Source organism: Geomonas agri (assembly GCF_020179605.1).
In the GTDB taxonomy this organism is placed as follows: Bacteria; Desulfobacterota; Desulfuromonadia; order Geobacterales; family Geobacteraceae; genus Geomonas; species Geomonas agri.
Genome location: NZ_JAINZO010000002.1, coordinates 680,040 through 702,017 on the forward strand (window position 1 = coordinate 680,040; position 21,978 = coordinate 702,017).

Annotated in this window: 16 protein-coding genes; 5 read left to right on the plus strand and 11 right to left on the minus strand. The window is 62.5% G+C overall.

Translation table 11 applies throughout. The annotated features are described in order from the left end of the window. The first annotated feature begins 65 nt into the window (after positions 1–65). The 3 genes from corA to K7R21_RS14465 all read left to right on the plus strand — a co-directional run bounded on the left by corA (position 66) and on the right by K7R21_RS14465 (position 5,352). Positions 66–1,019, plus strand: coding sequence for a magnesium/cobalt transporter CorA (gene corA, locus K7R21_RS14455; protein ID WP_224983996.1), 954 nt, complete (start codon positions 66–68; stop codon positions 1,017–1,019). A 371-nt stretch (positions 1,020–1,390) separates the two neighbouring features. Beyond that, positions 1,391–2,449 carry an ABC transporter substrate-binding protein gene (locus K7R21_RS14460; protein ID WP_224983997.1) on the plus strand — a complete coding sequence of 353 codons (1,059 nt, stop codon included), beginning with the start codon at positions 1,391–1,393 and terminating at the stop codon, positions 2,447–2,449. Next, on the plus strand, positions 2,446–5,352 hold the full coding sequence (locus tag K7R21_RS14465; protein ID WP_224983998.1) for a hybrid sensor histidine kinase/response regulator: 2,907 nt from the start codon (positions 2,446–2,448) through the stop codon (positions 5,350–5,352). Before K7R21_RS14460 ends, K7R21_RS14465 begins: the two co-directional genes overlap by 4 nt. Before the next feature lie 25 nt (positions 5,353–5,377). On the opposite strand, the gene K7R21_RS14470 is transcribed toward K7R21_RS14465, so the two are convergent. From K7R21_RS14470 to K7R21_RS14520, 11 genes are all read right to left on the minus strand, one after another. Then, positions 5,378–6,421 carry a cytochrome-c peroxidase gene (locus K7R21_RS14470; RefSeq protein ID WP_224983999.1) on the minus strand — a complete coding sequence of 348 codons (1,044 nt, stop codon included), beginning with the start codon at positions 6,419–6,421 and terminating at the stop codon, positions 5,378–5,380. 169 nt (positions 6,422–6,590) lie between these two features. Further along, positions 6,591–8,000: an NADPH-dependent glutamate synthase gene (gene gltA / locus K7R21_RS14475; RefSeq protein ID WP_224984000.1), complete on the minus strand. Its 1,410-nt coding sequence runs from the start codon at positions 7,998–8,000 to the stop codon at positions 6,591–6,593. Continuing rightward, on the minus strand, positions 7,997–8,839 hold the full coding sequence (locus tag K7R21_RS14480) for a sulfide/dihydroorotate dehydrogenase-like FAD/NAD-binding protein (protein WP_224984001.1): 843 nt from the start codon (positions 8,837–8,839) through the stop codon (positions 7,997–7,999). The genes gltA and K7R21_RS14480 overlap by 4 nt, the downstream gene beginning before the upstream one ends. A 259-nt stretch (positions 8,840–9,098) precedes the next feature. Next, positions 9,099–9,974, minus strand: coding sequence for a DMT family transporter (locus K7R21_RS14485; RefSeq protein ID WP_224984002.1), 876 nt, complete (start codon positions 9,972–9,974; stop codon positions 9,099–9,101). A gap of 246 nt (positions 9,975–10,220) precedes the next feature. Continuing rightward, the gene (locus K7R21_RS14490; protein ID WP_224984003.1) at positions 10,221–11,063 is read right to left on the minus strand and encodes an FAD/NAD(P)-binding protein; all 843 of its coding nucleotides are present in this window, start codon (positions 11,061–11,063) and stop codon (positions 10,221–10,223) included. A 105-nt stretch (positions 11,064–11,168) separates the two neighbouring features. Beyond that, positions 11,169–12,179 (minus strand): 4Fe-4S dicluster domain-containing protein, encoded by a 1,011-nt coding sequence (locus tag K7R21_RS14495; protein ID WP_224984004.1) that lies wholly within the window; start codon positions 12,177–12,179, stop codon positions 11,169–11,171. Between the two features lie 192 nt (positions 12,180–12,371). After that, on the minus strand, positions 12,372–13,316 hold the full coding sequence (locus tag K7R21_RS14500) for a 4Fe-4S dicluster domain-containing protein (RefSeq protein WP_224984005.1): 945 nt from the start codon (positions 13,314–13,316) through the stop codon (positions 12,372–12,374). 172 nt (positions 13,317–13,488) lie between these two features. Then, positions 13,489–14,022: a hydrogenase iron-sulfur subunit gene (locus K7R21_RS14505; protein ID WP_224984006.1), complete on the minus strand. Its 534-nt coding sequence runs from the start codon at positions 14,020–14,022 to the stop codon at positions 13,489–13,491. Between the two features lie 31 nt (positions 14,023–14,053). Beyond that, positions 14,054–16,051, minus strand: a complete 1,998-nt coding sequence (locus K7R21_RS14510) for a CoB--CoM heterodisulfide reductase iron-sulfur subunit A family protein (RefSeq protein WP_224984007.1) — start codon at positions 16,049–16,051, stop codon at positions 14,054–14,056. Positions 16,052–16,083: 32 nt separating this feature from the next. After that, positions 16,084–17,037: a CoB--CoM heterodisulfide reductase iron-sulfur subunit B family protein gene (locus K7R21_RS14515; protein WP_224984008.1), complete on the minus strand. Its 954-nt coding sequence runs from the start codon at positions 17,035–17,037 to the stop codon at positions 16,084–16,086. Next, positions 17,034–17,618, minus strand: coding sequence for a 4Fe-4S dicluster domain-containing protein (locus K7R21_RS14520; RefSeq protein ID WP_183344161.1), 585 nt, complete (start codon positions 17,616–17,618; stop codon positions 17,034–17,036). Before K7R21_RS14520 ends, K7R21_RS14515 begins: the two co-directional genes overlap by 4 nt. 579 nt (positions 17,619–18,197) lie before the next feature. On the opposite strand from K7R21_RS14520, the gene K7R21_RS14525 reads away from it, so the two are divergent. Both K7R21_RS14525 and K7R21_RS14530 read left to right on the plus strand, forming a co-directional pair. Next, positions 18,198–19,907 (plus strand): ABC transporter ATP-binding protein, encoded by a 1,710-nt coding sequence (locus K7R21_RS14525; protein ID WP_224984907.1) that lies wholly within the window; start codon positions 18,198–18,200, stop codon positions 19,905–19,907. 173 nt (positions 19,908–20,080) lie between these two features. Next, entirely contained in the window at positions 20,081–21,886 is a 1,806-nt protein-coding gene (locus K7R21_RS14530) for an ABC transporter ATP-binding protein (protein ID WP_224984009.1), read from the plus strand. Positions 21,887–21,978 lie beyond the last annotated feature (92 nt).

Consider the following 21,978-nt stretch of genomic DNA (forward strand, 5'->3'; position numbering starts at 1 on the left):
CGTAGAGGATCCGGTGGCCGTTCGCCGCGGCCGGCACCCGGCGCCGGACCTGCCAGGAGCGCATCATGCTTAGGCTATTCAGAATAGACAACGGGCTCATCAAGGAGATGGATTTCCAGAGGGAGGACCTCCCGAACCAGATCCTCAAGGCCGACTGGATCGACGCTCACGAGCCGGACGACGAGGAGAGGGACCTCCTCGAACTGCTGCTGCATACCGACATCCCGGAATCGGACGAGGTGGACGAGATCGAGATCTCGGCTCGCTGCTTCGTGGACGCGGCCGGCATCCACGTGCACCCGCTGTTCCTCTCCCAAAGCGAGGGGCGTCACATGACGCTCACCGTCGCCTGCATCCTGCAGCAAAAACACCTGATCACCATCCGCGAGGGCGACCTCGCCGACTTCCGCCTGTTGCGCATGCGCGCCCGCCGCGGCCAGGTGGAATGTCGCTCACCGGCGGAACTCCTGGTCACCCTGCTGGACCAGAAGGTGGAGAACCACGCGGACACCCTGGAGGACATCCACCGCCAGCTGGAGGGGGTGAGCCACATGGTGCTCGAAGACGACAAGTCCGAACTTGAGGACGCCATCGGCAAACTGGCCCGGCTGGAAGACAGTAACGGGAAGATCCGCCTCTGCCTCATGGATACCCAGAGGGACATCTCGTTTCTCTTGCGCCACCTGCGTGATCGCACTGACCAGACCGAGACGCTGAGAGAGATCGCCCGCGACGTAGAGACGCTGATGACGCACACCACCTTTCTGTTCGACAAGATCAACTTCCTGATGGACTCCACCCAGGGCTTCATCAACATCGAGCAGAACCAGATCATCAAGATCTTCTCCATCGCCGCGGTGGTCTTCCTCCCCCCTACCCTGGTGGCGAGCATCTACGGTATGAACTTCGAGGTGATGCCGGAATTGAAGATGGGGCTGGGCTACCCCTGGGCCCTGCTGCTGATGATCATCTCCGGTTTCGCGCCCTACTGGTATTTCAAGCGCAAAGGCTGGCTGTAACTGGCGGCCAGGGCAACACCCTGCCGACGCTGTCCTACGAGTACCTGCGCATGATCGGCTTCCCCGCCATCGCCGAACACCATTTCAACTTCGGGGTCGGCTACCAGTTCTCCTGCAGGTTCGAGGTGCACTAAACCACAACCTGACGCCGCCCCCTGCCGGGGGCGTGCGTGCCTTTTCCACCTGCCCGCAGCGAACCTTCCTGTTTGCACTGTCCACACAACTTAAAACCTCAAGTGCCTTCTTTATTCGCCGATACATGAACCAGATTCACAGTCAGCTTCGGCCCTCCCTGCACTTATTCGACCCACGCCGGTACCTGATGAAAGCCGAACCTGGATCTCGGCAATCTGTTTTAAGAGAGCACTTTCATGCTGTTCAAAGTACGTTGCCACATCCTCATGCTGCTCTTCCTGGTCCTTACGTCGCCCGGGTACGCGCACGCAGCCCCTTCCCCTTCCCTGCGGCCCGCGGTGATAGAGGTCGGCGTGCAGCCCTTGGGATACCCGGCGGCCATGGTCGGGGCGGTGCTGGGGCATGATACCATCTTGAAGCGGGAACTTGAGGCGTCAGGATACCTTTTGAAATTCGTTCCCTTCCGCAAGGGGAGCGAGATGGTCGAGCTGATGGGCACGTCGCTCAGTGCCGCCATCGTGGGCGACATGCCTACTATCAGGATGGCGGTGCGCACCGACATCTGCGCCGTCGGGGTTACCAAGAAAACCTTCACGTCCCTGGTGGGGCGCAACATCGTCCTTCTGGCACAGTTGAAAAGAAAGCGGGTGGCGTACGCGGAGGGGTCGTCGGCGCACCACACCCTGCTGCAGGCGCTGGCGAGCGTTGGCCTTGCCGAACGTGACGTCACACTGGTCCCCATGGACATCGACGCCATGCCCGCAGCCCTCGAAGACGGCAAGGTCGACGCCTTTTCCGCCTGGGAGCCTGCTCCGACCGTGGCGTTGACCAGGAACACGGAGACGCGGGTACTGTTCCGGGGCGCGAGCAGCGACTTCTTCGTGGTCTCCGGAAAACTGGTGCGTCATGACCCACAGGCTGCACTGGCGCTTTCCGCCGCCATGGTACGCGCACTCAACTGGATGCGTAAGAGCAACGCCAACTTGCAGCAGGCGGTGCTCTGGTCAGAAGCGGACGGTGCGGCGCTTAACCCGCGTCAGAGGAAACTGACGCAAAGCCAGGTCATCGAGATCACACGTCGGGAGATCCTGGATGTCCCCGCGGCACCCGTTATCGTGCGACGCCCGGGATACCACCCCCTGAAGGAAGAATTCGATTTCCTCAAGCGGTTGGGGAAGCTCCCGCAGCAAGCGGACTACCACAGGGTTGAGAGTGCCCTGGCTTATGATGGACTGCAGCAGGTGCTGAAGTCACCCCAGCGCTACCGGTTGGGGGAGTTCGAGTATCGTCCATGACGGCGCCGGCCAGGAGACACGGCAGGCTGTCTGGTATCCGTGAACGCATCATCGCGTATTTCAGCGTGCTTTCGTTGCTGGGGTGCGGCGCACTGATCCTGGTACTGGTGTACGGCGCGCCATGGCTGGGGATCGAGGGGATCCACGGGCTGAAGGAGGCGGAGATCGTCCGCGCCCTGGAAAACGCTGCCGACCAAAAGAAGCAGTCTATCCTCACCTGGCTCGCCTCGCGTCGAACCGAACTGGCAGTGTTGGCTAACTCCAGCGATTTTGTCGATGCGACCGCGGCCCTTCTGGACCAGGAGGCCGCGTCCGCAGTCCCTCCACAAGACCGGGTCCGATTCCTCTGTCAGCACCTGATCACCCTCAAGGCCGCCGGCTCCGATGCCTATGACAGCGTGGCGTTGATAGCGCCGAACGGGAAGGTTATCGCCGCGAGCGAGCCCGACGAGGTCGAGAGCAGCTACCGTTACGGCGAATTCCTGGACGCCGCCTTCGCCGTTGGGGCCGTAGAGCAGATCGGTACCGCCTGGCGCGACGGACACCCGGTGATACTGATTTCGCGGCAGGTCGTGATCCGGGACCGGACCGGCCGGGAAACAGGAGAGGTGCCGGCGGTTCTGGTCAGCGTGACCAGGCCGCAACAGAGCCTGGAGGCGTTGGCGCTGTTGCCCGGAGTCGCCGATGCCGAAGGCAACCAGATGATCCTGGTCGGACCGCAGGGGGAACTCCTCGCCTCGGTACCGGAACGCAAGCCGGAACTGGCGGCACGGGATCCGCTGCTGGCGACACTGACGCGGCAGGCGATGACCATGACCGAGTCGGCGCGCCTGGAAACTTTAGGGGACGGCCGCCAGATACTCGCCGTGTACCGTTACGTACCCTTGGGAGCAGCGCAGGGGTGGGGGATCGCGGTGGCGATGGACCATGAAAAGGCCTTTTCGGCACTGGTCTCCACCAAGACCCGTGCCGCTCTGTTCGGCATGGCCATGATTGTCATCGCGCTGGGGCTGGTCGGCTGGGGGGGCGGACGGGTGGCTGGTCCGATCCGGGAGCTGAGGAATTCCGTGCTGGACCTGGAGCGCGGCAACCTGGCGGCGCGAACGGAAGCGAAGAGGGGGGCGCCGCAGGAAATCGCGGAACTTGCCACCGCCTTCAACAGCATGGCCAGACGGATCGAGGATTCGCACCAGGACCTGGAGAGGAAGGTCGCCGACCGGACCAGGGAACTGCGCCTGGAGAAAGAGAACGCGCGGCGCTACCTTGATCTGGCCGGGACGATGCTGATGCTTTTGGGGAGCGACGGCTGCATCAGGATGATCAATAAGGCAGGGACGAAGCTCTTGGGCATGTCGGAAGGGGGACCGCTCGGGCTGGATTGGTTCGACAACTTCCTTCCCCATGAAGGGAAAAAGGAGATCCGCGAGGTTTTCAACGCCCTGATGCGCGGAGAACAGCAGCTCCTCGAGTTTTACGAAAACCACATCCTGACCCGTGACAAGGGGGAGCGGCTCATCTCCTGGCACAACATCCTGATGCGAGACGAGGACGGCACCATTCAGGGGGTGCTGTGCTCCGGGGAGGACGTTACCCTGAAGCGGCAGGCGGACCTGGAGCGCGGCGAACTGGAGCGGCAGCTGTTGCACACCCAGAAGCTGGAGAGCCTCGGGGTACTCGCCGGTGGCATCGCCCACGATTTCAACAACCTGCTCATGGCCATCGGCGGCAATGTCGAACTGGTGCGCCACGTGCTGGAGCCGGACAGCCCGGCAATCAAGTACCTGGAGAACGCGCACCAGGCGACCAAGCGGGCGGGGGACCTGACCAGGCAGATGCTGGCTTACTCCGGGAAGGGTGGCTACAGCGTCAAACTGGTGGAGTTGAACCGGCTGGTGGGGGAAAACGTGGACCTGATGAAGGCGTCCCTGCGCAAAGGGGCAACCTTCACGGTACAGCTGGCGCCGGGGCTACCGCTGCTGGAGGCGGATCCCGGGCAGATACAGCAGGTGATCGTCAACCTGATTACCAACGCCATCGAAGCGGCGGGGGAGGGGGGGGCAATTACGGTGACCACGGCCCTGAGCGATTATGGCGTATCGCAACTGGTGCAGAGCCGCCTGGAGCTAAAGCCGCAGCCGGGGAGATTCCTTTCCATCGAGGTCGCGGACAACGGTTGCGGCATGGACCAGGCCACGCGCGATCGCATGTTTGATCCTTTCTTTTCCACCAAGTTCACGGGGAGGGGGCTCGGGCTGTCAGCGGTACAGGGGATCGTCAGGGGGCACCGAGGCGCCATTTTCGTCGCGAGCGAGCCCGGAGCCGGAACCAGAGTGCAGGTGCTTTTCCCGCTCGCTGCACAAAATAACGACCGCACCGGGGACGTGATGCAGTCGGAGCCGGTCAGGTCGGTCGCAAGGGAGACGGTACTGGAACGTGCAGCGGCCAAGCAGGGGGATGCAAGGGAGTTACAACTGGCCGACGCGGCAGCGGCCGCCGTGGCCGAAGAGCGAGAGCCTGAGGGAGCTGCCACGGGGATGGTACTGATCGTGGATGACGAGGAGATGGTGCGCCTGGTATGTCGGGCCATGCTAAGGGGGCTGGGCTATCGGACCATGGTGGCCTCGGATGGCCCGGAGGCCGTGGCGCTTTTCCGCGAGCATGCTGACGAGATCGGGGTGGTGATCATGGACCTCTCCATGCCCCAGATGGACGGCATGACCGCCGCCGAGCACCTTCGCAGCATCCGGCCCGATGTGCGCATCGTCCTCTCCAGCGGTTTCAGCGCGGCGGAAGAGGCGAGGCGCCTGTCTGGACACCAGGGCGCGCAGTTCATCCAGAAACCGTACGACCTGGTGTCACTGAAACAGGTGCTGGGCCAGGTCGACCCTGACCCGTCATCTTGAACCTCACATCACCTGTGTCCCGCCCTTACTTGAGCTGAGGGTGGGGTGTCTCATCGGAACCGGCGGGCAGCAGCGGGTAGGAAAGCCTCGGTTGCCTGCCGGTCAACGTCTTCAGAAAAGCCACCGTATCTGCCACTTCGCCGTCCTTCAGCTTCACCCCCAGTTGAGCCGAACCCATAACCGTAACTGCATCGTGGAGCGTCCAGACCTTCCCCGAATGGAAATAGGGCTGGGTTACGGCAACGTTGCGCAGCGAAGGGGCCTTGAAGACGTAGCGGTCACTTTCGGTATTGGTGACCATGAAGCGGCCGGTATCACCGGCGGGGCGGATTTCGGTAGTCGGGGTCTCCCTGACGCCGAAGGGGTAGTAGTTGGCGCCGCCTACGTTGGTACCGGCATGGCACGGGGCGCACCCCTTGTCCATGAAGATACGCAGCCCCCGTTTTTCTTTGGCGTTGAGGGCGGCCGCGTCACCCTTGAGGAATCGGTCAAACGGCGAGTTCGGGGTGAGCAAGGTCGCCTCGAAGATCTCGATGGCTTTGGCCATATTGTCGAAAGTAATGGGGTCGGTGGCCCGGGGGAAGGCGGCCTTGAACAGCGGCGCGTAGCCCGGAATGCTTTTCAGGGTCTTCACCACCAGTTCCGGGTTGCTGTTCATCTCTACCGCTGCCTGCACCGGCCCCTTGGCCTGGGTTTGCAGGTCCTTGGCACGGCCGTCCCAGAATTGCGCCGCGTCGAACACGGCGTTGAAGACGGTGGGGGAGTTGCGCGGCCCTTTCTGCCAGCCATGTCCCGTCGATGTTTCCTGGAGGTCGGCTCCGGCCAATCCGACGTTGTGGCAGGTGTTGCAGCTGATCAGTTGCGACGAGGAAAGCCGGGGATCGAAAAACAGCTTGGCGCCCAGTTCGAGCTTGGCTGCAGTGGCGGGATTCCCCTTGAGAGATGGGGCCTTGGTCGGGATCGGCTTGAACAACTTGTTGGCGCGCGACATCAGGTCATCCGCAGCGTATGCTGACAGGCAGAGACTGAGGCAGAGCGGCACTAACAGCGACAAAAGTATCCTTTTCATGTGGCCTCCTCGTTACTGGTAGAGTGGCAAACTATAAAAAGGTACTTTCGGAACGGGTATTGTCAACTCCCAGCCGCCCTCATCCACCCCTCTGAGGAGATGGGAGAATGGCTATAAGAAAAGGGGGGCCTTGCGCCCCCCCTTCTGGTTCACGTCTTTTGCGTCTATATCAGCGCTTAAGGTACTGGTCGATGGCGGCCGCGGCACGCTTGCCGTCGCCCATGGCCAGGATGACGGTCGCGCCGCCCCTGACGATGTCGCCGCCGGCGAAGACGCCGGGGATGCTGGTCTGCCCCTCGTCGTCGGCCACGACATTGCCCCACTTGTTCAGCTTGAGGTCCGGTGCGGTGGCGGTCAAAAGCGGGTTGGCGTTGGTGCCTACCGCGTTGATCACGATACCGGCAGGGATGTCAAACTCCGACCCGGCGATCGGCTGCGGGCGGCGGCGCCCGGAATCATCGGCCGGCCCCAACTCCATCTTCTGGCAGCGCAGCGCCTTGACCCAGCCGTCCTCGGTGCCGATGATGGCGAGGGGGGCGGTCAGCATGATGAATTCGACCCCTTCCTCCTTGGCGTGCTTGATCTCCTCGATCCTAGCCGGCATCTCGGCCTCGCCGCGGCGGTAGATGATCATGGCGCGCTTGGCGCCCAGCCTGCGTGCGGTCCTGACGCAGTCCATGGCGGTGTTGCCGCCGCCGATGACGGCGACCTCGTCACGTTGCAGAATCGGCGTTGCGCTGTCCTCCCTGCGCCCAGCCTCCATCAGGTTGACGCGGGTGAGGAATTCGTTGGCGGCATAGACACCTTTCAGGTTCTCGCCCGGAATGTTGAGCATGGTCGGCAGACCTGCACCGTTGGCGATGAAGACGGCATCAAAATCCTCGGTCAGCTCGGCGACGGTCAGGGTCTTGCCGATGATGACGTTGCACTCGATGGTGACGCCCAGGTCGGCCAGCACGGCAACTTCACGGTCGATGATCTCCTTGGGGAGACGGAACTCCGGGATGCCGTAGCGGAGCACGCCGCCGGTGTCATGCAGTGCCTCGAAGATGGTGACCTGGTGGCCCATGCGGGCCAGTTCGCCCGCCGCGGTGAGTCCGGCGGGGCCGCAACCGACCACGGCCACGGTTTTGCCGGTCGGCTCGGGCTTCGCCTCCTTGAGCAGGCGGTCCGGGTGCAGCATGGCCCAGTCGGCCACGTAACGCTCCAGGTAGCCAATGGCCACCGCGTCGCCTTTCTTGCCGCGCACGCAAAGCGCCTCGCACTGGGTTTCCTGGGGGCAGACCCTGCCGCAGACCGCGGGAAGGGCGTTGTCGCCGCGCAGGATCTGGGCTGCCTTGGGCAGATTATCGCAGGCCAGCGCATCGATGAATTCCGGGATGGAAACGCCGACCGGGCAGCCGGCGACGCAGTTCCTGGTCTTGCACTGCAGGCAGCGCTGCGCCTCGGAAAGCGCCTGGTCTGCGGAAAGCCCCAGGTTCACCTCCTCGAAATTGGTACTCCGCTCATCCGCCGGCAGTTCCGGCATGTGAACCCTGTCTATAGTCATCCTCTCTTTGGGGGACAGGTCGTTGCTCACTTTGCTACCTCCTTAGCCAGTTTGCAGCACTCGGCCGCGTGCGCCTCTTCCTTGCGATAGCTGGTGAGGCGATCGGAAAGGCCGTCGAAGTCCACCAGGTGCGCGTCGAACTCCGGACCGTCCACGCAGGCGAACTTGGTCTCGGTGCCGACCTGGACCCGGCAGCCGCCGCACATCCCGGTGCCGTCGATCATGATCGGGTTGAGACTCACGATAGTCTCGATGCCCGGCTCCCGAGTCAGGTTGGACACCGCCTTCATCATGGGCACCGGGCCCACGGCGAAGACCGCCTGCGGCGCGCGGGCTGGATCGGCGATCATCTCGGAAAGGGGACCGGTGACGAAGCCCTTGTAGCCCAGGCTGCCGTCCTCGGTGGTGATCAAGAGGTTCTTGGAGAGTGCACCCAGCTCGTCCGCCAGGATGACGTAGCGCTCCGAGCGCCCGCCGATGATGGTGGTGATCTCGTTGCCGGCTTCGGCAAGCGCCTTCACCAGCGGGAACAGAACGGCCGTGCCGACGCCCCCCCCGACACAGGCGACCCGGCCCCAGTTGGTGATGTGGGTCTCCTTGCCCAGGGGGCCGGCCACGTCACGAATGAAGCCGCCGGCCGGGGTGGCGACGATCTTTCGAGTCGAGGCGCCGATGGCCTGTATGAACAGGGTGATGGTCCCGGCGGTCGGGTCTGCGTCGCCGATGGTCAGCGGGATCCGTTCTTCGCCTTGATCCAGCCTGACCATGACGAACTGTCCCGCCTTCCTGGCCTTGGCGATCCGGGGAGCGACCAACACCATCTTGTGGAGGTTTTCCGCGAGAATCTCGTTGCTTACAACTTCGAACATTGGGGTCACCTTTTTGGGAGGGGATGTGTTGCAGCTGTTTTAGCGTAGTGAATACGATATCAGCAGCAAGGGGGAGAGGGCAAGGAAGTATACGGAGAGGCAGGGGTAATGAGCAAATGACAATGGAGAATTGACAATGGTGAGTGGGGGAGGTGCTGGTTTTATACCCCCGGAGGGAGAGGGGGAGTTCGCTTGAGCCGGAGGTTAGGTTGAGCCGGGGGAGACTCCCGCCCCCGGAGGGGGAGGGCGGGGGAGAGGGCTAGGCCTTTACTTTATACGTCGCGCAGATGATCCCGGCGAAGATGAGGACGATGCCAGCAACGTGGAAGGACTGCAGCCGCTCGCCCAGGAAGGCGACCGCCATGATGGTGCTGAAGGCGGGCATCAGGTGCACGAACTGCCCCCCGACGTGCGGGCCGACCACGCGCAGACCGTGGTTCCAGGCGGTAAAGGCGACCACGGAGGCGAGGACGCCGACGTACAGGACGCTGAGGATGGTGGGGAGGTTCCAGGTCATCAGGTGCCCCTGGGAGATCTCGTAGCCGTAGAACGGGATCAAAAGCACAAGGCCGCACACCGTCATGGAGAAGAGGAACACGAACGGATTCAGCCCCTGAGGGTAGCGCTTGATGGCTACGGAGTAGAGGCCCCAGGCGATGGCGGCGAGGAGCACCAGCAGGTCCCCACGGTTAAAGCTGAGCGTGAGGATGCGCGTCGGGTCACCGCGAAGGATGATGGCGGCAACGCCTATGAGTGATAGCGCGATGCCCGCGTGCTGGCGCAGCATGACCCGCTGCCCGTAAAAGATCCGGGCGAACATGATGATGAAGATGGGGATGGCCGAGTTGACCAGGGCTGCGTTGATGGCCGTGGTCCAGTGCATCGCCGTGTAGATCAGGAAGTTAAACAGGGTGACGCCGAAGAGGCCGGAGATCCCGACCAGCGGTAGGTTGGCGCGCACGATGGGCCACTGCTCGCGCAGGCGCGGCAGCACCACCGGGAGGAGCACGATAAGCGCCACCACCCAGCGCCAGAAGACGAAGCCGGCGGGGGGGATCACGTTGTTCATGGCCCGACTGATCACGAAGTTCCCGGACCAGATCAGGGCGCTCAGGGTAAGGAGGAGGTACGGCATGCGATACCTGCGATGGCGAAGATTTCGTCCACTCCCCCTCGCCCTCGAACCTCCGCGCTAAGCGCTATGGTCCGTAAATCGGGAGAGGGCCGGGGTGAGGGCGGCGCCAAAGGCGAAAGACTCTCTCATTTTGAGGACTTGGTCAAGCAAATTGAACAGGGATAAAAGGGATAAAGGCGGATAAAAAACAAAACCCTCCCCCGGAGGGGGAGGGCAGGGGAGGGGGGAGGCGGTGTAGGAAGGAACTTAGAACTCCTGCGACATTGCCTTCACCTGGCGTGCGGTGAAGACGGGGCCGTCCTTGCAGACATAGACGTTGCCTACGTTGCAGCGGCCGCACTTGCCGACGCCGCACTTCATCCGGTTCTCCAGGGTCGTGTAGATGTTGTCGTCGGTGAAACCGAGACGCTCCAGGACCGGGAGGGTGAACTTGATCATGATCGGCGGCCCGCAGACCAGCGCGATGGTGTTCTCGGCGCTCGGTGCGGCTTCCTCCAGCACGGTCGGGACGAAACCGACCTTGCCGTCGAAATCCGGACCGGCACCGCCGGGGTCCACGCACTTCACCAGGCGCACGTCGCCGCGCTCCTGCCATTCCTTCAACTCGTGCTTGTAGACCAGGTCCGCCTCGGAGCGGGCGCCGTAGACGATGGTGATGTCCTTGAACTTGTCGCGCAGGTCGAGGCAGTTCCAGATCACTGTCCTAAGCGGCGGCAGGGCGATGCCTCCCGCGATGAAGACCAGGCTCTTGCCGTAGAACTCCTCGATCGGGAAGGAATTGCCGTAGGGGCCGCGCACGCCGACGGTGTCGCCGACCTCGAGCCTTCTCAAGGACTCGGTCACGCGGCCGACGCTCCTGAAGCAGCACTCGATGTACCCCTTGCGGGTCGGTGCCGAGGCGATACAGAAGGTCGATTCGCCGAAGCCGAAGGAGGAGTATTCGGCGAACTGGCCGGCGCGGAAGCTGAAGTTCTCCCGGACCTGCTCGTCCTGGAATACCAGGCGCAGGGTCCTGACGTCCGGCGTCTCGTCGACGATGGCTTCTATGGTGGCGAGGTTGGGGAGGTAGATGTTATCCGATTTGCACATAGGCTTTGTCTCTCGTAAGGCGATTAACAGGGATAAAAGGGATGAAGGGGATAAAACCTCAGGCTTTTATTGTTATCCCTTTTATCCCCTTTATCCCTGTTCGTTTTAGTCGTGCTTTGTGTTGATAGTCTCGAGGATCTCGGCGATGTCGATGCCGACCGGGCAGGCGCGGATGCAGCGACCGCATCCGGTGCAGAGGGTCTTGCCGAACTTGTCGTCGTAGTACTTGAACTTGTGCATGATCCGGTTTCTGTAGCGCTTGTTCTGCACGTCGCGTGGGTTATGACCGGAAGCGTGGTTGGTGAACTTGGCGAAGCCGCAGGCGTCCCAGTGCTTGCGCCTGACGCCGTCGTCCGTGCTCCCCTCGTCGTTGATGTCGAAACAGTGGCAGGCCGGGCAGATGAAGGCACAGGCGCCGCAGCCGACGCAGATATCGGCGATCTTCTCCCAAAGCGGGTCCTCGAAGTGGTCTTCCAGCCACTTCTTGATCTTGACCAGGTCGAGCTTCTCGACCGCCTGGTCGACGAAGGCTACCGGCTCGGCGCCCGCCCCCTCCGCGAAGAGGTTTTTGTGCGCAGCCACCAGCGCCTGCCCCTTTTCCGTCACCGCTTTGCAGGCGTAGGAGCCGTCCTTGAGCGGGGTCAGGAACAGGTCGCTTCCCGCCTCAGCGTCCGGGGCGAGGCCTACGGCGCGGCAGAAGCAGGCGTCATCGCCCTTGGTGCAGGCGATTCCGACGATGGTGCTCTTGCGGCGGCGTTCCAGGTAGAACTCGTCCTTGTAGTCCCAGGACATCACCGCATCGAGGATGGCGGGAGAGCCCGCATCACAGGGGGGCGCGCCGATCAGCACCGTCTCCGGAAACTTGGAGCGGTCCACGTCGTTCACTTTCATGGCGCCGTTTTCCCGCTTGTAGGAAAGGATGTCCTCGCAGATCGGGAAGAACAGCTCCTTGGAGGAGCGGCGCGGCAGCGCGTCGAGGGTGAGGTCCGAGCCCGCCGTCAGCGGTTCGTAGAGCACCACCGATCCTGACAGCTTCGGGCCCACTACGAGTTTGGCTTCCTTGACCAGGAGGTCGATCAGATTGCGAAGGTTCTGTTCCGTAATGATCTGCGGCATAAGAGTCTCTTTCGTCTTGGCCTTTTTCCCCTCGCCCTTCGGGAGAGGGGCAGGGGTGAGGGCGCTGCTGGCTTGTGTGATGGTGTTACGGCTTCCACTCCTCCCCCCGGAGGGGGGAGGCTGGGTGGGGGGGAGCCAGCGATGAAAAGCCCCCTCCCTGTCCCTCCCCCTCCAGGGGAGGGGACCTCGGGCCTACTTGATGAACGACTGGTCGTCGTTTTCCTTGTACTCGTTGAGCGGTCCCTTTTCCACCGGGGTCAGACCAGCCTCGAAGTCGTAGAGTTCTTTCAGCTCCTGGGCCATGCGGCGGTTCAAGAGGTTCAGCGGGATGTCCATCGGGCAGACCCGCTCGCACTCAGCACAGCCCCCGCAACGCCCGGCGAGGTGCATGGCGCGCACCAGGTGCCAAGCCATGTTGCCGGCAGGACGCGGCGAGCTCTCCACCGCCTGCGGGCGGTTCTTGTCGCACAGGCACTGTTCGCAGTAGCAGAAAGGGCAAACCTGGCGGCAGGCCATGCAGCGGATACAGCGCGAGAAATGTTCCTTCCAGAAAGCCCAGCGCTCCGCTTGCGGCATTGCCTCGATGCGGGCCATCTCCTCCGCCTCTTCCGGCGTCAGGTCGGCGAGCTCGGCGTGGGTGCCGGCGGCGACGTCCGCTCCCTCCGGCATGTGCACCGTGCACTCGCGGCACTTGCGGGCGATGTTCGCCTCGGTCACCGTTCCGGTCCGCTCGACGCCGAAGCCGTACACGCCAGGACAGACCACGCCGATGATGAAGAGGTCTTCGCGCTGGAGCTGCGACTCCGTCATCAACCCGGCCAGAGCGCGCATGTCGCACCCCTTGGCGACGATGCCGACCTTGCCCTGCTTCAGCACCCCTTTCTTGGCCTTGGTGAGGTAGACCGAAAGGTTGTTGACGCATGCGGGCGAGAAGATGAGCTTTTCGGCCTCTTCCACCGTGGTGACCAGGGCGGGGCTGGCGGTTCCTTTGCGGCGGCCGGGGAGGTAGCCGACCACGCCGACCACCGTCTCGTCCTTCAGGATCTGCACCGCTTCCTTGCGGATAGCCTCGGTGATCGCCTGGTAGTAGGCCGGTTCTATGCTGGTCACCTGGTTCTTGTTTGCTTTAGCGTTCATGTCGTTGTCCGTAGGCGCCGCGATTGGCGTGGGCGCGAAGATTTTTGGTGCGAGAGGTAGAAGCGTTCCCCCTCCCTGACCCTCCCCCTCCGGGGGCGGGGACTATTCGAGCTTCGTCCATTACTCCTCCCCCCGGAGGGGGGAGGTCGGGGGGGGGCTGCCCCAAGGAAAGCTAGCCTATACTGTCGTACGCCTCTTTCAGCTCCGGCGAATTGAGAACCGTGGACTTGTCCACCGAAGTCCCGGCGAAGGTGGACCACTGCTCCTCGTGCTCGAGTTCCTTGAATTCGGGCATCGGGCCCATGGTGCGTACCCGTTCGGTCAGCTCGGTCACCACGTCGACCCACTTGCCACCCTCGGCCGCGGAGACCCAGGAGAACTGGAGCCGGTTCAGGTCGACCCCGACGAAGTTGAGCAGCGCGCGGAAGGCGGCGAAGCGGCGCCGGGCGTGGAAGTTGCCGGCCATGTAGTGGCAGTCGCCGGGATGGCACCCCGACACCAGCACCCCGTCCGCCCCTTTCTGAAAGGCGCGCAGGATGAAGACCGGGTCGATCCTTCCCGTGCAGGGGAACTTGAGCACCCGAACGTTGGACGGGTACTGCATCCTGCTGGTCCCCGCGAGGTCCGCCCCCGCGTAGGTGCACCAGGTACAGACGAAGGCGACAATCTTTGGTTCAAAGTCATGCTTGATGTGTTCAGCGTGCATGAAAAGTCCTTTTAGAAACTGGGTCAGAAGTTTAAAGCGCCTCTATCATCGCCATGATCTGTTCGTCGGTGTAGCCGTCGAGTTCGATGGACTTGGACGGGCAGGTAGCCTGGCAGGTGCCGCAACCGCCGCAGACACCGGGGTTCACGTAGGCAACCTTCTTCACCAGGTTCCCCTGGCGATCCCGGATCTCCTTCTCCTCGATAGCCCCGTAGGCGCAGACCTTCTTGCAGGCGAAACAGCCGACGCAGTATTTCTCGTTCACCTTGGCGACCACCGGGTCGCGCTCCAGCTTGTCTTTGGCGAACAGGGTCATCACCTTGGCGGCCGCGGCGGAAGCCTGGCTCACCGTGTCCGGAATGTCCTTCGGACCCTGGCAGGCGCCGGCGAGATAGATCCCGGCAGTGGCGCACTCGACCGGCTTCAGCTTTGCGTGCGCCTCGGAGTAGAAGTTGTACTTGTCGTAGGAGATGCCGAGTTTCTGGGCCAGAAGGTCCGCGCCGTCCTGGGGCTGCACGGCGGTCGCGAGCACCACGAGATCGGCCTCGATCTCGACCTGCGTGCCGACCTGGATGTCGCTCCCCATCACCACGATCTTGTCGCCGCGCTGGTACATGCGGGAGACCATCCCCCTGATGTAGACCGCTTCCTCTTCCTCGACCGCGCGGCGCCAGAACTCGTCGTACCCCTTGCCCGGGGTCCTCGCGTCCATGAAGAAGACGTAGGCCTGCCCGTCGTGCACCTTGTGGTGGTAGAGCATGGTGTGCTTCGCGGTGTACATGCAGCAGACCTTGGAGCAGTAAGAGATCCCCTTCTCCCTGGCGCGCGAGCCGACGCACTGGATAAAGACCACCTGCTTGGGCTCCTTGCCGTCCGAGGGCCTGAGGATCTTGCCCCCGGTCGGGCCGGAGGCGGAGGCAAGACGCTCGAAGGTCATGCCGTCGATGATGTCGGGGATGGTGCCGTAGCCGAACTCGCCGTAGCCCTGGATGGGGCTCCCTTCGGGCTTCCTGTCAATGGTGTAGAGCTTGAAACCGGTGGCGACGACGATGGCGCCGACGTCCTCAACGGTCAAGGTATCTTTCTGCTCGTAGTCCACCGCGCCCGGCCCGCAGACCTTGGCGCAGACGCCGCACTTGCCGCTTTGGAACATGGTGCAGTTCTCACGGTCGATCACCGGGGTGTTGGGGACCGCCTGCGGGAAGGGGACGTAGATGGCGGGGCGCATGCCGTGCCCCTGGTCGAACTCGTTGGGGATCTTCTTTTTCGGACACTTGGTCATGCAGACGCCGCAGCCGGTGCACTTGGACTCGTCCACCGAGCGCGCCTTGTGCTTCACGGTCACCTGGAAGTTGCCGATGTAGCCATCGACCTTCTCAATCTCGGAATAGGTGTACAGGGTGATGTTCGGGTGGTTCGCCACGTCGACCATCTTCGGAGTCATGATGCACTGCGAGCAGTCGAGCGTCGGGAAGGTCTCGGAGAGCTGGGCCATGTGGCCGCCGATGGACGGATCGCGCTCCACCAGCACCACCTGGTGGCCGGCGTCCGCGACGTCAAGCGCCGCCTGGATCCCGGCGATGCCGCCGCCGATGACCAGCGCGCGCTTGGTGACCGGAACGGTGATGGGGGCGAGGGATTTGCCTTTCCGGACCCGCTCCACCATGAGCTTCACGATATCCTTCGCCTTCGCAGTCGCCATATCCCGGTCCTCGTGGACCCAGGAACAGTGCTCGCGGATGTTGGCCATCTCGCACAGGTACGGGTTGAGCCCGGCCGCCTCGGCCGCCTTGCGGAAGGTCTTCTCGTGCATGCGCGGGCTACAGGCCGCCACCAGCACACCGTCCAGCTTGTGCTCTGCCACTGCCTTCTTCAGCAGGGTCTGGCCCGGATCCGAGCACATGTACTTGTAATCGCAGGAATAGGCTACACCGGGGATCTCCCCCGCAGCCTTCGCGACCTGCTCCACATCCACCGTGCGGGAGATGTTCTCGCCGCAGTGGCACACAAAAACGCCGATTCTGGACATAAGCTCCTCAATCGTTCGCTGCCGCCGTCAGGCTAGAGCAGCTGTTTATCTCTCAACAGCGGTTTCGGGTCGGTGATGACGCTCTCGAAACCGAGGCTCTCCGAGGCCACGCCCATGGCGAGCGCCGCGAGCTGGGTGACGTAGAAGATGGGGAGGTCACGCTGGTCGGGGGCACTGCCACCGTGCAGCTCGGAGCCGAAGATGTTGCCGAACAGGGTGGAGTCGGGAGCGCCGTAGGCTTCCTTGATCTCCTTCTGGCGGATGTCCAGGTTGCCGTGGCACAAGGGGCAAGCCACCATGATGCAGTCCGCGCCGGCGATGCGCGCGGATTCGAGGATGGCGTTGGAGAGCTTGAGTACCACGCCGGGGCGGGACAGGGTAAAGTTCGCGCCGCAGCATTCCATGCGGTGGCTCCACTTGACCGGCTCTGCCCCCAGCGCGCGCAGGAGGTCCTCCATGATGCTCGGATCTTCGCAATCGTCCAGTTCCGGCACCTCAGGCGGACGGGTCAAGAGGCAGCCGTAGTAAGGGGCGACCTTGAGCCCCAAAAGCGGCTTCTTGACGCTTTCTTCGAGCTTGGCCAGGCCGTACTCGCGGGCGAGTATCTCCATGATGTGCTTGACCGGCTTGTTGAGGGCGGCCGGGCCGTCGATGGCGACTTCGACCTGCTTTCTCTTGCTGTCGTCCTCTTTCAAGTGGTGCTGGGTGGTCTTCAGACGCGAGAAGCAGGCGGCGCAGGCGACGGCCAGGTCCCCCTCGACCTCTTCGGCCAGTGAGAGGTTCTTGGCGCAGAGCGACAACGACAGGAGCTCGTCCACGTTGTGGGCGGGGGTGGCGCCGCAGCAGAACCAGTCCGGCACTTCTTTTAGCCCCACGTTGAGCGCCTTGAACAGCGCCCGGGTGGAGATATCGTATTCGCGCCCGGAAGCGTGCAGCGAGCACCCCGGGTAATAGGAATAACTAAGACGTTTCTTGCCAGGTGTCACAGCGCCTCCCCTTTCTTGCGCATCTCCTCGATCCGCTTGAAGATCCCTTCGATCTCCGCGATGTTCTTGTTCTTGGAATGGAACATCTTCAGCTTTCCTTTGGAGATCAGCTTTGGTCCGAGCATGAGGTCTTTGAGGAACTGTCCGCTCTTCATGTTGAAGGCGGCGCCCAGGCGCAGTTCATACTGGCGGCCGTAGGTGCGGATGTTCTCTATAAAGAGACGGTTGGCGAGCTGCACGTAGCTCTCTTTGGAGGGGCCGTCGGCGTCCCAGGAGAGTTTTCTGAGCGCATCCATGATGGCGGCGAGATCGACCTTGTTGGGGCAGCGGGTGGTGCAGGTCTCGCAAGAAGCGCAGTACCAGATTGAGCGGCCGGCGAGGATGCGCTGACCCTGCCCCAACTGCAGCAGGCGCACCACCCGGTTGGGCGGATGCTCCATGAAGGTGGACATGGGGCAGCCGGCCGAACATTTGCCGCACTGGAAGCAGCGCCGGACCGAACTGCCGGACAGTGCCTCCACCTTCTTCACGAACCCGATGTTCATGGTCTCGTTGGAGAGGTGCATCAACTTGTTTTTCACTGCGGACCTCGTGACTGGTTCATGGTCGGGGACCATTTTGTTAATAAACAGATCGAAATCATACGCCCAATGAAAGTGAAAGGGCAAGCCCTTTGTAACGGGAAACCGTCATGCCGAAGAACGTTGTTTTAAAAACGTGGAAATTTCTGTCATACGAAAAATTGGAATGGACTATACGCCATTTTAAAACAAAAAAGCAAGCAATTGTTTTTCACCAAACTGTCTGAAAAAGAAGGGCTTTTATGAAAAAGCATGGATAAATGGGCTTTTCTGCGGGTCCTGTAAGTGAGAAAATCGCTGCAAAAAGTGAAATTTTAGAACAAGAGAGCCTTTGTTATCATTCGCGCCAGAAGTACTTGAAGTAGCGCAAGAAATGGTTAGAAAATTCAGATACGGGGAAAATCTCGCTGCACAGGCGTTTGACGGGGTCAAAAGAGCGTGTTTACGTTTTTTTAAAACAAAGAGCGTAAATTATTGGAATCGGCAAATACTTTGACAGAAAAAACGAAATGTAATAATACTGTCGAGGCGTTATCCATGAGGTGAGCCATCGGCGAATTGAGAAGACTATACCGCTACATGCGTACCCGCCGGGGGGCTTACCTGCTGGGAGCCTTGCTGCTGGTGGGGACCAACCTGTGCGGCCTCGCTATCCCGTGGCTCTTGAAACTGGCTATCGAGGCGTTGCAGACTCCCGCCAAAGCTGGCTACACCCCCGCCCAGTACGGCGCCATGATTGCCGCGGCCGCGGTGGCGCAGGGTGTCATCCGCGTCTTTTCCCGCACCACTCTGCTCAATGCCGGCCGCCGTATCGAGTACGAGCTGCGCGAGGACCTCTACGCCAACCTGCTCACCCTCGACCGCACCTACTTCTCCAACTGGCGTACCGGAGACATCCTGTCCCGGCTCGCCAACGATCTCACCAACGTCAGGATGCTGCTCGGCTTCGGTGTCCTGAGCCTGCTCAACACCGTGGTGATCTACACCGCATCGCTGATCCTGCTGACCCGGATCTCCCCGTTTCTCACTCTGTGCGCCGTGCTCCCCTTCCCGATAATGATCCTGATCGTGAAACAGATGAGCGCCTCCATGTTCCGTATTTCCAAGAGGACCCAGGAGGCGCTGGCGCGGCTCACCACCCGTGTGGAGGAGAACGTCTCCGCCGCGGCCGTGGTGCGGGCCTACTGCCGCGAGGACGGTGAGATCGAAAGTTTCGGCGCTGTGTGCGACAGCTACAGCGAAGCCAGCATGGCCATGGCCAAGATCCGCGGGCTGATGCTGCCGGTGATGGCGGCGACCGGAGCCATCGGCACCCTGGTTATCCTCTTCGTTGGCGGCAACCAGGTCATTCGCGGCGAGCTCACGCTGGGCGGCTTCGTCGCCTTCAACGGTTACCTCGCCATGCTGGTGTGGCCGACCATCATGTTCGGCTGGATATTGAACCTGGTGCAGCGGGGAGCGGCGTCGATGACCCGGCTGAGCGAGATCCTGAACGCGCACCCCCAGGTGGTCGAACCGGAGCAGCCCATTGACCCCGGGCAGATCAGGGGAGAGATCGAGTACCGCAACTTCAGCTTCAGCTACGGCAGTGCCGAGATGCTGCGCGGCATCGACTTGAAGATCGCACAAGGGGCGCGCATCGGCATCGTCGGCGTAGTGGGGAGCGGCAAGTCCACCCTGGTGCGTATGATTCCGCGCCTCTTCCCGGTGGCGGAGGGGACGCTGTTCATCGACGGCATTGACTTGAACCGGCTCCCGCTCAAGCGCATCCGCGAGGCGGTCGGCTTCGTCCCGCAGGAGACCTTTCTTTTCTCCCGTACCATCGCCGACAACATCGGCTACGGCAAACCGGGGGCGACCCGGGAAGAGATCGAGCGTGCCGCCAGGATCGCGGGGCTGTCGGGAGACCTGACGCGGTTCCCGCAGGGGTTGGACACGCTGGTGGGTGAGCGCGGGGTGACGCTGTCCGGTGGGCAGAAGCAGCGCGTCTCCATCGCCCGCGCTCTCATCAAGGAGCCGAGCGTCCTGATACTGGACGATCCCCTTTCTGCAGTCGACGCCGATACCGAGGAGGAGATTCTCTCCGCGCTCTCCGGTTACTACGGTAAGAGGACCGTGCTCATCGTGTCGCACCGGCTCTCGCCGCTGCGCAACTGCGATCAGATCATCGTGCTGGAGCAGGGCCGCATCGTCGAACAGGGGAGCCACGCGGAGCTCCTGGAACTCGGCGGCCGCTACGCGGCGATCCACAGGGAAGAACAGCTGAAGGCGGAGATAGAAAGGCTTTAAAAGCAGCCCTCACCCCCGCCCCTCTCCCGAAGGGCGAGGGGATGGACGCCAAGCGAGCAAACGCAATTTCTGGTTCATCATCCCGCCGGGACTTCGGTCCATTCTCCCTCACCCTCCGGGAGAGGGCCGGGGTGAGGGAGTTGGAACTGATCATCTAGCTGCAAAGGAACGATATGCACTTTGGCGGGATATACGAGGATGAAACGGTAGGCAAGGTATACGACCGGCGCCTGATGGGGCGCTTTGTCGCCTACATCCTCCCCTACCGCCGCAGGCTGGTCACGGCACTCCTGGTGCTCCCCCTGATCGCCGCCTCCAAACTCGCCCAGCCCTGGATCATCAAGGTCGCCATCGACGAACACATCGTGAAGGGGCGCATGGAGGGGCTACCCGCCCTGGCCGCGGCCTTCCTGGCCGTTATTTTCGCAGAATCGATCCTCATGTTCACCCAGGTCTACCTGCTGCAGTGGGTGGGGCAGCGGGTCATGTACGACATCAGGGTCAAGCTTTTCAGCCACATCCAACGCCTCTCCACCCGCTTCTTCGACCAGACCCCCGTCGGCAGCCTCGTGTCCCGCCTCACCAGCGACATCGAGGTGCTAGGCGAGATGTTCGCCGCCGGGATCGTGACCGTGGTCGGCGACATCCTGGTGCTGGCGGGGATCGTCGGCATCATGCTCTGGATGAACGTGCGGCTGTCGCTGGTCACCTTCTCGGTGCTGCCAGTGCTGATCTGGGTCGCCTTCGCTTTCCGCAAGTGGATGCGGCTCGCCTTCCGCCAGGTGCGCTCCCGCCAGGCCAACCTATCCGCCTTCCTCGCCGAGAGCATCGGCGGCATGGCGGTGGTGCAGCTTTTCAACCGCGAGCGGGACGAGGCCAAGGAGTTCCAAAGGCTGAACGCCTCTTACGTGGAGGCCAACCTCCCGGTGATCACCTGGGACGCGGCGCTCTACGCGGTGGTGGAATCCCTTTCCTCGGTCGCCGTGGCGCTGATCATCTGGTACGGCGGCGGCGAAATCGTCAAAGGAACGCTCTCCTTCGGCTCGCTGGTCGCCTTCATCCAGTACATAGAGAAGTTCTTTTCACCGATCCGCGACCTGTCGGCCAAGTATTCCATCATGCAGGGGGCGATGGCCTCGCTTGAGCGCATCTTCGCGCTTTTGGACAACGACGACCGCGAGCCCGAACCGGTGCCGATCTCCGCAGTGGCGAGCGGGATGCCGCAGGCATCCGAGGGCACCCCGACCCATGCGTTGCAGAGCATCTGCTTCAATGACATCTGGTTCGCTTACAAAGACCGCGATTACGTTCTGAAAGGGTTTTCCCTACAGATGAAGCGCGGTGAGAAAGTGGCGCTGGTGGGGGAGACCGGCGGGGGCAAGACCACCGTGACCAGGCTCCTGTCCCGGCTCTACGACGTCGAGCGCGGGTCTATCACCATCGATGGGACCGACATCCGCGAGCTGCAACTTCCGGCGCTGCGCAAGCGCATCGGCGTCGTGCTGCAGGATCCCTATCTCTTCTCCGGCACCATCGCCTACAACATTTCCCTCGGGGACCCCGAGGCGCTCAAGAGGGTGGAGCAGGCGGCGGCCGTGGTTGGCGCGGATCGTTTCATCCGGGAACTGCCCAAGGGGTACGACGAGGAAGTGCGCGAGCGCGGAGTGAACTTCTCGGCTGGCGAGCGCCAGTTAATTTCTTTTGCCCGCGCGGTGGCCTTCGATCCCGAAATCCTGGTGTTGGACGAGGCGACGGCGAGCGTGGACACGGCCAGCGAGCGATTGATCCAGCAGGGACTCGAAGGGCTGATGCAGGGACGCACCACGCTGGTGGTCGCGCACCGGCTCTCCACCATCCGCGACGCCGACCGTATCGTCGTCATCCACCGCGGCGAGAAGGCCGAAGAGGGGACCCACGCCGAGCTGATGGCCGCGCAGGGGCTCTACTACCGGCTTTACCAGCTGCAGTTCAAGGATTAATCACTGCAGTCCACCCCCTCGCTCTTCGGGAGAGGGGCAGGGGTGAGGGCGCTTGCCAGCTCCGCCCATGCCATATGATATTCACGGTGTTG